At 69.3% G+C, this 12514-nt stretch carries 12 protein-coding genes and 1 other RNA gene; 3 read left to right on the forward strand and 10 right to left on the reverse strand.

Annotation, left to right across the window (positions count from 1 at the left end; all coding sequences use genetic code 11):
* Positions 1 to 30: 30 nt before the first annotated feature.
* Both AJAP_RS32765 and AJAP_RS32770 read left to right on the forward strand, forming a co-directional pair.
* Positions 31 to 240, forward strand: a complete 210-nt coding sequence (locus AJAP_RS32765) for a hypothetical protein (protein WP_016331662.1) — start codon at positions 31 to 33, stop codon at positions 238 to 240.
* Complete coding sequence (locus AJAP_RS32770; RefSeq protein ID WP_038518724.1) at positions 237 to 995, forward strand: hypothetical protein; 759 nt, start codon at positions 237 to 239, stop codon at positions 993 to 995. Before AJAP_RS32765 ends, AJAP_RS32770 begins: the two co-directional genes overlap by 4 nt.
* A 27-nt stretch (positions 996 to 1022) precedes the next feature.
* On the opposite strand, the gene hutI is transcribed toward AJAP_RS32770, so the two are convergent.
* From hutI to hutH, 5 genes are read right to left on the reverse strand one after another with little or no spacing between them, the layout of a single operon-like run.
* Positions 1023 to 2189 (reverse strand): imidazolonepropionase, encoded by a 1167-nt coding sequence (hutI, locus tag AJAP_RS32775; protein ID WP_038518726.1) that lies wholly within the window; start codon positions 2187 to 2189, stop codon positions 1023 to 1025.
* Positions 2177 to 3472 (reverse strand): formimidoylglutamate deiminase, encoded by a 1296-nt coding sequence (locus AJAP_RS32780; RefSeq protein ID WP_038518728.1) that lies wholly within the window; start codon positions 3470 to 3472, stop codon positions 2177 to 2179. Before AJAP_RS32780 ends, hutI begins: the two co-directional genes overlap by 13 nt.
* On the reverse strand, positions 3469 to 4665 hold the full coding sequence (locus AJAP_RS32785) for an allantoate amidohydrolase (protein WP_038518730.1): 1197 nt from the start codon (positions 4663 to 4665) through the stop codon (positions 3469 to 3471). Before AJAP_RS32785 ends, AJAP_RS32780 begins: the two co-directional genes overlap by 4 nt.
* Entirely contained in the window at positions 4662 to 6314 is a 1653-nt protein-coding gene (hutU, locus tag AJAP_RS32790; protein ID WP_038518732.1) for a urocanate hydratase, read from the reverse strand. Before hutU ends, AJAP_RS32785 begins: the two co-directional genes overlap by 4 nt.
* A gap of 4 nt (positions 6315 to 6318) precedes the next feature.
* Positions 6319 to 7845, reverse strand: a complete 1527-nt coding sequence (gene hutH / locus AJAP_RS32795; protein WP_038518734.1) for a histidine ammonia-lyase — start codon at positions 7843 to 7845, stop codon at positions 6319 to 6321.
* A gap of 372 nt (positions 7846 to 8217) precedes the next feature.
* Here hutH and AJAP_RS32800 point away from each other — a divergent pair, with 372 nt between their 5' ends.
* Positions 8218 to 9003: an IclR family transcriptional regulator gene (locus tag AJAP_RS32800; RefSeq protein ID WP_038518736.1), complete on the forward strand. Its 786-nt coding sequence runs from the start codon at positions 8218 to 8220 to the stop codon at positions 9001 to 9003.
* On the opposite strand, the gene AJAP_RS43845 is transcribed toward AJAP_RS32800, so the two are convergent.
* The 5 genes from AJAP_RS43845 to ssrA all read right to left on the reverse strand — a co-directional run bounded on the left by AJAP_RS43845 (position 8991) and on the right by ssrA (position 12373).
* Complete coding sequence (locus AJAP_RS43845; protein ID WP_037345970.1) at positions 8991 to 9206, reverse strand: hypothetical protein; 216 nt, start codon at positions 9204 to 9206, stop codon at positions 8991 to 8993. The genes AJAP_RS32800 and AJAP_RS43845 overlap by 13 nt on opposite strands.
* Positions 9207 to 9341: 135 nt before the next feature.
* Positions 9342 to 10079, reverse strand: coding sequence for an alpha/beta fold hydrolase (locus tag AJAP_RS32805; RefSeq protein WP_038518738.1), 738 nt, complete (start codon positions 10077 to 10079; stop codon positions 9342 to 9344).
* Between the two features lie 21 nt (positions 10080 to 10100).
* The gene (locus tag AJAP_RS32810) at positions 10101 to 10925 is read right to left on the reverse strand and encodes a nucleotidyl transferase AbiEii/AbiGii toxin family protein (protein ID WP_158509815.1); all 825 of its coding nucleotides are present in this window, start codon (positions 10923 to 10925) and stop codon (positions 10101 to 10103) included.
* On the reverse strand, positions 10894 to 11877 hold the full coding sequence (locus AJAP_RS32815) for a type IV toxin-antitoxin system AbiEi family antitoxin (protein WP_158509816.1): 984 nt from the start codon (positions 11875 to 11877) through the stop codon (positions 10894 to 10896). Before AJAP_RS32815 ends, AJAP_RS32810 begins: the two co-directional genes overlap by 32 nt.
* A gap of 123 nt (positions 11878 to 12000) precedes the next feature.
* Positions 12001 to 12373: a transfer-messenger RNA gene (gene ssrA / locus AJAP_RS42755) on the reverse strand.
* Positions 12374 to 12514 lie beyond the last annotated feature (141 nt).

Here is a 12514-nt window from a genome sequence, read left to right on the forward strand (position 1 = left end):
CCCCGGTCCGATGACGCATGATGATCGACCATGGCCGAGCGCACACTCACCGGTCAGCTAGGCGGTCCTGTCCCGGCAGGCATCGAAGCGCTGGCCGACCACGAGAAACAGGACCTCTCCGACGCGTTGCGGGACGCGCGCCACCGCCAGGCCAAGGCCTTGGCCGAAGCGGGTGAAGAGGGCCTGAAGTACGTACCCGCGCTCCTGCGCGGCGCCGTTCGGAAGGTGGTGGGCCTGTGACCACCGAAAACTTCGCCTCGCAGGCGGAGATCCTCAAACTCGCCCGCGTCCTCGGCACCACCCCGGAACGGCTCTCGTACCTGGAGAACGTGGACGCCGCCGAGCTCCAGGCGTTCCGCGAGCAGGTCACGGACACGCTGTTCGACGCCAACCTCGCCGCCCTGGAGCGGATGGCGATGGCGAGCAAGCTCGTCCCGAGCCCGATTCTCGCGAAGATCGCCGAGAAGGTCTTCGGCCCGCTTCTGTGCGCGCGGATCGCCGGGCTGGTCGACGTCTCTCGGGGCGTCGACGTCGCGAAGCGGCTGAAGCCGCCGTTCCTGGCCGACGTCGCGGCCGAACTGGACCCGCGGCGGGCGAGCGCGATCATCGCGCGGATCCCGCTCGACACCGTCGTCGAGGTGGCCGGTGAGCTGGTGCGCCGCGAGGACTGGATCACCGTCGGCCGGTTCGTCGGGCACCTGCCCGATCCGACGGTGCGCCGGGCGCTGGCCGTCATCGGTGACGAGGCGCTGATCCGGATCGCGTTCGTCCTCGACGACAAGAGCCGGATCGATCACGTCCTCGGGCTGCTTCCCGAAGCCCGGTTCCGCGGTCTCCTGGGGGTCGCGGCCGCCGACGAGGGCCTGTGGGCGCCGGTGCTCGACCTGCTCACGCACCTGAGCGACAAGCGGGTCGAGCAGTGGTCCCACCTGCTCGACGAGCTCCCGCCCGCCTTGCGTGAACGCGTCCAGGAGACCCTCGGCCAAGCCTCCTGACCGGCGCGGGGGAGCAAGGGACCTTTGCTACCACTTTGAGGCGAAACCGCTGGTCAGACGCCTTCCGCGCCGCCACACCCCAGCCGTCAGCGGCACCCCGGGCCGGTACGCGAGATGTGTCGTCGAAGGCGCCTCCAGCACGTGAAGATCGGCACGCGCCCCCGGCCGCACGAAGCCCACGTCGTCACGCCGCAGGGCCCGGGCACCGCCCGCCGTCGCCGACCACACCGCCTCGTCGATCGTCATCCGCATCTGCAGCACCGCGGTCGTCACGCAGAACGCCATCGACGTCGTGTACGAGCTGCCCGGATTCGCGTTGCTCGCCAGCGCGACCGTCGCCCCCGCGTCGAGAAGCCGCCGCGCCGGCGCCAGCGGCTGCCGCGTCGACAGGTCGCACGCCGGCAGCAAGGTCGCGACAGTGTCCGAAGCAGCGAGAGCCTCGACGTCCGCTTCGCTCAGGTAGGTGCAGTGGTCGACACTCGCCGCCCCCAGCTCGACGGCGAGCCGCACTCCCGGCCCCTCCCCCAGCTGGTTCCCGTGCACCCGCAGCCCGAGCCCACGCTCCCGCGCCGCCTTGAGTACCCGTCCGGACTGCGCCTCGTCGAACGCGCCGGTCTCGCAGAACACGTCGGCCCACCGCACGAGCGGGGCCACGGCGTCGAGCATGTCACCGCACACGAGGTCCACATAGGACTCCGCGTCCGCGCCCGGCGGCACCAGATGCGCACCGAGGAACGTGACCTCGTCGGCCACATCGGCCGCGATCCGCGCCGAACGAGCCTCGTCTTCGACGTTGAGCCCGTATCCGGTCTTCGTCTCCAGGCAGGTCGTGCCCTGCCTCGCCGCTTCGTCCACGTGACGCCGCAGGTTCGCCGCCAGCTGCTCATCGGAAGCAGACCGCGTCGCATCGACCGTGACCGCGATACCCCCGGCGCTGTACGCCTTCCCGGCCATCCGCGCCTCGAACTCGGCGGTGCGGTCCCCGGCGAAGACGAGGTGCGTGTGACTGTCCACCCAGCCGGGCAGCACCGCGCGCCCTTCGACGTCGACCCGCTCGTCCGCCTCGGGCGCGTCCGCCGCCGCACCGACCCACGCGATCGCTTCGCCCTCGATAACGACGGCCGCGTCGCGGAGCTTGCCCAGTTCGGCGTCGTTCGTGGTGAGCTCGCCGATTCCCGTGATCAGGACTGCCACAATGCCTCGATCTCCTTGGCCAGGACCGTTTCCGGCCGGTCGATCAGCTGATGCGCGCCATCGCGGACGATCTCACGCCCGGCGACGACGACGTCCCGGACGTCCGCACCCGAAGCGGCGAAGACCACCCCGGACGGCTCGATCCCCGCGGTCCGCACCGACCCGAGCCCGACCGTGACCAGGTCCGCGCCCGCGCCCGGAGCCAGCGTGCCGACCTCGTCCCAGCCGACCGCGCCGTGATCCGTCGCGGCCACGAGCAGTTCCTCGGCGGTGAACCGGCCGCGTTTCTCGCTGGCGAGCCGCTCGTTCAATTCCAGTGCCCTGGTCTCCTCGAACGCGTCGACGACCGCGTTGCTGTCGCTGCCGATCGACAGCCGCACCCCCGCGTCCAGCAGCGTCCGCGCGGGGCCGATGCCGTCGCCGAGATCCCGTTCGGTCGTCGGGCAGAAACAGGCGCGACTCCTCGCGGCTCCCAACCGCTGGACGTCATCCGGGGTCAGGTGCGTGGCGTGCACCGCGGTGAGCCGCTCGCCGAGGATGCCGTGGTCGTGCAGCAGCCCCGTCGGCGTCCGGCCATAAGCCGCCACACATTGCTCGTTCTCGGCACGCTGCTCCGAAAGGTGGATGTGCAGCGGCCCGGCCCCACCGGCCACTTCGGACAGTTGATCCTCGGGAACGGCACGCACCGAATGGATCGCCCCACCCATCCGGAACGTCTCGTCCTCCCGCAGTTCGCCGACTCGTTGCGCCCACTTGGTGGCCGTCCCGTCGGAGAACCGCCGCTGCACCTCGTCGGGCTCGACGCCGATCCCGCCCGCGAGGTAGCACGTGTCGAGCAACGTCAGCCGGATCCCGGCGTCCCTGGCGGCCTGCCGCAAGGCCTCGCCCATCGCATTCGGCTCGGCGTAAGGCTTTCCGCCCGGCGCGTGGTGCAGATAGTGGAACTCGCCGACGCTCGTGTACCCGGCAAGCACCATCTCGGCATAAACCCCGCGCGCCAACCGGTAATACGAATCCGGATCCAGCCGGGACGCGAGCGAATACATCCGCTCGCGCCACGTCCAGAAGGTGCCGCGGTCGTGGTGCGTCCGCCCGCGCAGGGCACGGTGGAACGCGTGCGAGTGCCCATTCGCGAAGCCCGGCAAGGTCAGTCCACTCAGGACAGTCCCTTCGCGAGGCGCGTTCGCCGTCACGGACGCGATCTTGCCGCCGTCGACCTCGATCCGGACGGCGTCGGCGATCCCGTCCGGCAGCCAGGCGCGTTCACACCAATATGTCGTCATGTCGACAGTTTCTCCAGGACGTCCGCGAGCGCGCGGGCACCGTGGTCGACGTCGTCGGGCTCGGAGAACTCCTCCGGGGAATGGCTGATCCCGGTGGGGTTACGCACGTAGAGCATTCCGGACGGGACGAACCCGGCGAGGATCGCCGCGTCGTGCCCGGCGCCGGTCGGCAGTTCCGGCGGCCCGCCCAGCCACGTGCCCAGGTCACGGCGCAGCACGTCGTCGAAGATCACGTCGTCGGAGTACGACTCCCTGGTGACCTCGACGCGGCACCCTTCCTGTCCGGCCGCCTCTTCCGCCAGCTTCGCGATTTCCGCGACCAGTGCGGGCGTATCCGTGCCCGGCACCCGTGCGTCCAGCCAAAGGTCCACAGTGGACGCGATGACGTTCGTCCCGCCGGGCGTCGGCACGAGCCTGCCGACGGTGGCCCTCGCGTCAGCGGTCGCCTTCGCCAGTTTCCGCACTGCGAGCACGGTCTCCGCCGCCGGGATCATCGGGTCACGACGATCGCCGATCAGCGTCGCACCGGCGTGGTTTCCCTGCCCCTGGAAGGAGAATCGCCATCGTCCGTGCGCAATCACGGTGTTGCCGACTGCGACCGGCGAACCGAGGTCGATCAGCCCGCGCCCCTGCTCCACGTGCAGCTCCAGGAACCGCCCGATCAGCCCGAGCCGCTCGGAGTCACGGCCGACCCGATCCGGATCGAGGCCGGATTTCGCCGCCGCTTCGGCGAACGTGACACCGTCCGGGTCGCGCAGGCCGCGTGCCTTGTCCGCGGCGATGGTCCCGGTCAGGAGACGCGATCCGAGGCACGGCACACCGAATCGGCCGCCCTCCTCTTCCGCGAAGACCACGACGGCGAACGGCTTGGCCGGACGGAATCCCTTGGCCTGCAAGATCTCCACCGCGTCGAGCGCGCTCGCGACACCGAGCGGACCGTCGAAGGCACCGCCGCCGGGCACCGAGTCGAGATGGCTCCCGGTGACGACCGCGTCCGGGCCGGGTGTGCCCCACCAGGCCCAGATGTTGCCGTTGCGGTCGGTCTCGACGCCCAGTCCCAGCCGTCCGGCGCGCTCGACGAACCACGCGCGCAGCTCGGTTTCGGCCGCGTCGAAGGCGTGGCGGGAATAGCCTCCGCGCTTCGGGTCGCGGCCGACGTCCGAGATCTCCTCCAGCAGCGAGGACGCGGTCACTCGGCGTCCCGCATCGGCACGCGCACGCCGCGCTCGTCGGCGACGTCGGCGGCGCGGTCGTAGCCCGCGTCGACGTGCCGGATGACGCCCATGCCCGGGTCGTTGGTGAGCACGCGCTCGAGTTTCTGCGCCGCCAGCAGGGTTCCGTCGGCCACGCTGACCTGGCCCGCGTGGATGGAGCGGCCCATGCCGACGCCGCCGCCGTGGTGGATCGACACCCAGCTGGCGCCCGACGAGGTGTTGACCAGCGCGTTCAGCAGCGGCCAGTCGGCGATCGCGTCGGAACCGTCGGCCATGCCCTCGGTCTCGCGATACGGCGAGGCGACGCTGCCCGAGTCGAGGTGGTCGCGGCCGATGACGACCGGCGCCTTCAGTTCACCGCTGGCGACCATCTCGTTGAACCGCAGCCCCGCGAGGTGCCGCTCGCCGTAGCCGAGCCAGCAGATGCGCGACGGAAGGCCCTGGAAGGCCACCCGTTCCCCGGCGAGCCGGATCCAGCGCGCGAGGGATTCGTTCTCCGGGAACAGTTCCAGCATCGCGCGGTCGGTCGCCGCGATGTCCTCGGGGTCGCCGGACAGCGCCGCCCAGCGGAACGGGCCGTTGCCCTCGCAGAACAGCGGGCGGATGTAGGCCGGCACGAATCCCGGGAAGTCGAACGCGCGCTCGCAGCCGCCGAGTTTCGCCTCGCCGCGCAGGGAGTTGCCATAGTCGAAGACCTCGGCGCCCTTGTCGAGGAAGCCGAGCATCGCCTCGACGTGCTCCGCCATCGACTCGCGGGCGCGTTCGGTGAACTCGTCGGGCTTCTTGTCCGCGTAGTCCTGCCACTCGTCGACGCCGATTCCCTTGGGCAGATAGGAAAGCGGGTCGTGCGCGGAGGTCTGGTCGGTGACGATGTCGACCTCGACGCCGCGGCGCAGCAGTTCGGGCAGCACCTCGGCGGCGTTGCCGACCACGCCGACGGACAGCGCGCGCTTCTCCTTCTTCGCGGCCTCCACCCGGCGGATCGCGTCGTCGAGGTCGTCGGCGACCTCGTCGAGGTAGCGGGTCTCGACGCGGCGGTGCGCGCGCTGCGGGTCGCATTCGATGACGAGCGCGACCCCGTCGTTCATCGTGACCGCGAGCGGCTGCGCGCCACCCATGCCGCCGAGACCGGCGGTGACGGTGAGCGTGCCCTTGAGGCTGCCGCCGAACCGCTTCTTCGCGACGGCGGCGAAGGTCTCGTACGTGCCCTGCAGGATTCCCTGCGTGCCGATGTAGATCCAGGACCCCGCGGTCATCTGGCCGTACATGGTCAGGCCTTGGGCCTCCAGGCGGCGGAACTCCGGCCACGTCGCCCAGTCGCCGACGAGGTTGGAGTTCGCGATGAGCACGCGCGGCGCCCATTCGTGCGTGCGGAACACGCCGACCGGCTTGCCGGACTGGACGAGCAGTGTCTCGTCGGCGTCCAAAGTGGTCAGTTCGCGGGTGATCGCGTCGAAGCTGGCCCAGTTGCGGGCGGCCTTGCCGGTGCCGCCGTAGACCACCAGGTCCTCGGGGCGCTCGGCGACCTCGGGGTCGAGGTTGTTGTGGAACATCCGCAGCGCGGCTTCGGTCTGCCAGTTCTTCGCGGTGAGCGTGGTGCCTCGGGCGGCACGGACCGTGCGGGTCATGGGCTCAGACCTCCAGTTGGGCCGCGGCGAGGACGGCACCCGACGCGACGAGTTCTTCGGCGGCGGCGATCTCCGGCGCCAGATGACGGTCGGGGCCGGGGCCCTCGACCTTGGTGCGGACGAGATCCCGGACCCGGCCGGTGACCGGCGACGGGACCAGGGGCGCACGCATGTCGAGGGCGCGCGCGGCGGTGAGCAGTTCGATGGCGAGCACGGTGTTGAGGCCCTCGACGGCCTTGCGCAGCTTGCGCGCGGCGGACCAGCCCATGGAGACGTGGTCCTCCTGCATGGCGCTGCTCGGGATCGAGTCGACCGACGCCGGCACCGCGAGCCGCTTGAGCTCGCTGACCACGGCCGCCTGCGTGTACTGGGCGATCATGTGGCCGGAATCGACGCCGGGGTCGAACGCGAGGAACGGCGGCAGGCCGTGCGAACGAGCCTTGTCGAGCATGCGGTCCGTGCGGCGCTCGGCGATGCTCGCGACGTCCGCGAGCGGGATGGCGAGGAAGTCGAGCACGTACGCGACCGGGGCGCCGTGGAAGTTGCCGTTGGACTCGACGCGGCCGTCGGACAACACGACCGGGTTGTCGACCGCGGAATGAAGCTCACGCTCGGCGACGAGTTCGGCGTGCGTGAGGCTGTCCCGCGCGCCGCCGTGCACCTGGGGTGCGCAGCGGAGGGAGTACGCGTCCTGGACGCGGTTGCAGTCGGGACCGCGGTGGCTCTCGACGATCTTCGAGTCCTGCAGCGCCGTCCACATACGCTGGGCGCTCAGCGCCTGGCCCGGGTGCGGACGCAAGGCCTGGAGGTCGGCCGCGAAGGCGCGGTCGGTGCCGAGAAGCGCTTCGACGCTCATCGCCGCGGTGATGTCGGCGGTGTCGAGCAGCTTGCGCAGGTCGGCGGCGGCGAGCAGGAGCATGCCGAGCATGCCGTCGGTCCCGTTGGTGAGGGCGAGGCCCTCCTTCTCCGCGAGAACGATCGGCTCGATCCCAGCGTGCTTCAGCGCTACGTCGGCCTGGACGATTTCGCCGTTGTACTCGACTTCGCCCTCCCCCATCAGCGCGAGCGCGACAGCGGCGAGGGGCGCGAGGTCGCCGGAGCAGCCGAGGCTGCCGTACTCGTGAACGAGCGGGGTGATCCCGGCGTTGAGCATCGCCGCAAGCGCTTGCGCGGTCTGCGGACGGATGCCGGTGTACCCGCTGGCGAGAGTGCGGAGGCGCAGCAACATCAGCGCGCGCACGACCTCGGTCTCGACGACCGGGCCCGCGCCGGCCGCGTGCGACCGGATCAGCGACCGCTGAAGCGCGGTGCGACTCTCGAGCGGGATGTGCCTGGTCGCGAGCGCCCCGAAGCCCGTCGAAACGCCGTACGTCGGCGTCTCGGCGTGCGCGAGGTCGTCGATGTGCTTACGCGTCGCGGCAAGGTTCTTCTCGGCCGCTTCGCTGACCGCGACGGGCGAGTGGTCACGGGCGACCGCGACGACCTGTTCGGGCCGAAGCGGTTCGGACCCCAGAAGTACGGTTTCCGGCATAGCCCCATTGGACAACGCCATGCCCGCTGGTGGGCGGCGCCAACCGGTGGTTGTGTCTGGTATCCAAGACACGCACGGTGGGAGCAAGGGACCTTTGCTACCACGGGTCGCCGCCGGGATGGGGGTGTGTGGATATAGGGACGTTGAGTGTCTCTATATCCACACACCCCCTACCCCGCGTAGCGACGACTACCGACTGTGTGGATTTTGGTGCGTTGGATGACCCGAAATCCACACAGTCACCGCTCCCACCTGCCAAAAGGGAGCAAGGGACCTTTGCTACCACTCATCTCGACATTGAGAGAAGTGGTAGCAAAGGTCCCTTGCTCCCCCGCCGCACGAACAGCCGCACGAAAACGAAGGAGGCCGACCATGGGCGAGAGCAGCGAAGTGCCGGCCCTCCGACGCGGCCTCGGCATCCTCCGCGCCCTCGCCGCGCGGCCCGGCCCGGTGTCCGCGGCCGCGATCGCGCGCGAGCTCGGTCTCCCGCGGTCGACGACATATCACCTGCTCGCCGAACTGGAAGCCGCCGGATTCGTGACGCACCTGCCCGCCGAGCGCCGCTACGGCCTCGGCATCGCCGCGTTCGAACTCGGGTCGGCCTACCTGCGGCACGACCCGCTGGAACGACTCGCGGTCCCGCTGCTGCGCAAACTCGCCGACCGCGTCGGCCACACCGCACATCTGGGCGTGCTGCACGGCAACGAGTCGCTCTACCTGGTCAAAGAGCGCCCCACGCGCCCGGAAACCCTGGTGACCGAGGTCGGCGTCCGGCTCCCGGGCCAGCTCACGGCGTCGGGCAGGGCGATCCTGCGGCATCTGCCCTCACCGCATGTGCGCGCGCTCTTCCCTGCCGCGTCGGCGTTCGTCCTGCGCACCGGTCGCGGCCCGCGCACCCTCGCCGAACTGCGCCGCACGCTGAACGCGGAAGGCAGGCTCGGCTGGGCGGTCGAAGACGGTCACGTCACCGAAGGATTCGCCTCGGTGGCCTGCCCGGTCTTCGACCACGGCGGCCGGCCGATGGCCGCGATCAGCGTGACCCTCCGCCACCTCTGCCCGGGAGCCGAGGGGTGTGAGGAGACTTGGCCGGACCTCGCCGAGGAGGTCCGGCTGACCGCGGCCGAACTGACCAGCCGGATCGGGGGTCAGGTGCGCTGAGCGTGCTTCTTCTGGACTCCTTCGAGTCCGAGCATCGCCAGCAGTTCCGCGCAGTCGATGGCGTCCGAGGCGTGCCCTGCGACGGTTCGAGCGGCTCTGCCGTTCTGCAGGGTGAGGCGGACTTCTTCCTCCGCGCGCACACCGGCCATCCGGCTCTGGTCTTCAGCGGGGTCGGGACGACTGGAATGCCTGGCCCAGGTCATCTGCCACCTTCTTCCGGCCCTCCGGCGACACGGGGTCGTTTCGAAAGAGAGCCATGGTCGGACACACAGCATGACACTTCACCGGAACAAGATCGCCATTGCGGGTGAATCGAGATGAAATCGACCTTGCTACAGCTACTCTCCGTGATTCAGAAATCCTTCCAAAAGCTCATTGAACGGCGCACCCGTGTCGGGCACCAAATGCCCCATCCCCCGCACGATTTCCCGGCGGGCGCCGACCGCGTCCGCGATCGCGTCGGCGATGATCTCGTACTCCGGCCGGTGGCCGCCGGTGACCACGAGCGTCGGGAAATCCGCTTCGGCCAGCGCAGCGAGCGGTAAGTCCGCGTCACCCGGCGGCCGCATCCCGACCAGTGCGCGGGCACCGCGCCGCAGCGTCTCCGGCACAGGGTCCGGGATGGGCAGCGGAACGCCGGCGAGCGGGAAGAACGCCTTGAACACCTCGCGAGGATCGTCGAGCGGCCCGTCGAGAAATCGCCGCAATTCGGCGTCCCACGCGTCGACGACCTCGTCACCGCGGACGATCCCCGCTGCGGGCGGTTCGACCACGGTGAGCGTCCGGACCATCTCCGGCCGCCGCGCGGCCGACAGCATCGCGACGATCGCGCCGTAGGAGAGCCCGACCAGATGCGCGGGCTCGTCGAGCACCTGCTCCGCGATCAACTCGGAGTCGACCTCGAAATCCTGTACGCCGTCCGGCGATTTCCCGTGACCGACGCGGTCCGGTGCGAGCAACGTCCACCGCTCGGTCAGCGGGCGCTGAGCCCGCCACGCCTCGCGGCCGCCGAGCAGGACGCCGTGCACGAGAACGACACGCGGTCCGGATCCCCACTGATGCACATGAAGGCGCATGGTTCCGAGCCTATGAGGCTCTCACGACTCGAGCCCGCCCGATCGGGTACACGAAGACGCCTCCCTGATGCCCTCTGCGAGCGCACCGACGAGGACGGGCCCACGCGTGAGGCGAACGTCGCTGCCCAACCGGCCCAGCACATCGTCGTCGCCGACGATGTCGAGCAGTACCGCGACACCATCGGAATCCAGCAATGCGGGCATATGTGAGCCCAGCAGCCAGGCTCCCGCGAGCGCGGGGTCGAAGCCGTGCCGTTCGAGTACTTCGAGTTCCTCGTCGTAGAGCCGGTCCCAATACGGTCCCGACGAGTACCAGCCGATCATCGTCCCGAGGTCGATGGCGTCGTGCGTGGTCGTGGCGCGCCGGTCCCACCAGGTCAAGAGCTTGAGCAGAGCCAGCGCCGGTACCGCGGGAACCTTGATGACGAGCCCGCCGGGCAGGATCACCGACTCGGCCGATGCGACGGCTTCGCGAAATCCGCGAACACTCATGCGGTGGTCGTCGGGCCAGAGGATGGTTCTGTCTTCATCCTCGATACCGCCGTAAGGCAGCACGTCGACTTCGATGCCCTCCACCAGAAACGAATGCGCGCTCCGGCCATGTCGGTCCAGCCTGCTCACGAATTCTTCGAAATCGTCCCAGGTGCCCATCGCGGCGGCGATGTCGATGTCCTGAGTGGCCCGCTCGGGCGGGCCACCGACCAACCCGATCGACAGGATCGTGCGCGCGGTCGCTCCGACCACGAGGTACTCGACCCCCACGGCATTGGCGACGGCATCGACCCGAGCCAGCACTCTCGCGGCGAGCCGCAGATCAGGTTCGGTCGATGCGCTTAAGTCGATCATCATCGCTCCGAATCCGGTCGCCGTGCTCGCGCTGGCGCGGATCGCCCGAGGCCAGCAGGTCAGCGTAGATCAGCGGCGAAGGCACTATCCACGACTCCGGCCCGGGCGCCTGCCAGAACCGGCGCCTGATGTGTACGTTGCCGCCGTTTTCCGCTCGCGCCAAGCGATACCGGCCGATCAGCCGCGCCGGTATCCCGCCGGCATAGAGGGTGAGCGAGGCGGGCCGCAGACGCGGATCAATGAGACTCGCCCCAGCTTCTCCGCCCACCTGGACCCCGGAGGAAAGCAGGTCGTCTTCCGCGTCACGCCACCACGACAGGTCGGCCACCACGAATTCGCCGAGAGCCAACGAAGTGTCCAAGGTGATCGAGTAAGCCTCCGACCACCGGTCGAGCAGCTCGGCTCCGCGGGCCAGCCGTCGCTCGTTCCCTCGTTCGTACAGATAGCCGGCACGGGTGAGTTCATCGATGACCGTCTTGACCGTACCGAGCGAAACACCGCTCATCTCGGCCAAGCGACGATACGGAAAGGCGGCCGTCTCCGGCCAGCTGAGCAGGACGAACAGGACCTGAAGGCCTGCCCTGCCGAAGGCTCCCGCCCCCCGCGACGAGACTCGTCCGGCCGGAACGGCGGGCTTGCGACGGCCTCGGACATCGATCAGGACGTCGTCCCACGACAGGTGGGCGTTGCCCGCGGCGTCCACGTAGTCGATGCCCCTGGCCCGCAGCCGCTCGGCGACCGGTTCGCTGAGGTAGGTGGTGACCATCAGAGGAGGAGGGGACGGCGGGAAATGGAGCGCCGTGGCCAGTTCCGGGGTCATCCGTCGCTTGAGCTCGACACCGTATGTCCGGGCGGCACCGGATCGCGCTGTGAGCTTCACCAGGGCATCGGCGAGTACGTCGACATGGAAGCCCAGCTCCTGGAGCCGGGAGCACACCTCGTCGTTCAGCAAGCCATCATGTTCATTCAGATTGAACATACGTCTATTTTGAACACGCGCGAGCCTCCGGCGCAACCCGCACGCCGCCGAAACGACGAATGGCGAGTGCTCGATCACGAGCACTCGCCATTCCGACGGTGGAGGTGCCGGGAATTGAACCCGGGTCCTCTGGCGAATCATCAGGGCTTCTCCGTGCGCAGTCCGCTATGTCTCTACTTGGCCCCTTCAGTCACGCGAACAAGCTGAAGTGACGAGCCCAGCCACTGTTTGATTCCCAACCACACTCCGTAGCCGAGTGTGACAGTAAGCCTCCTAGCTGATGCCGGTGACCGGGTCGGAGGCGACCCCGGACCGACAGAGTTGCTCTACTGCTTAGGCAGCAAGAGCGAACTCGCGCTGGCTCTTAGGCTCGGCGCTTATTGGTTTGCGATGACGCTTACGGTGGTCTCTCGCCTGCACCGGCACGCTTCTCCTGATTCAACGTCCAAAGTCGAAACCGTTCACCCCCTTGGTGGGACACAACCTGTACATCATAACGCGGGCGGCAACCGGGTTAATCCCGCAGGTGGGGCTAGCCCTACCTGGGAGATGCCCGCGAGCACCATGTCAGCGGACGTCCCCGCGCGCGATGCTTGACTCCTCGAACAGG

The sequence above is a fragment of the Amycolatopsis japonica genome (genome assembly GCF_000732925.1).
In the GTDB taxonomy this organism is placed as follows: domain Bacteria; phylum Actinomycetota; class Actinomycetes; order Mycobacteriales; family Pseudonocardiaceae; genus Amycolatopsis; species Amycolatopsis japonica.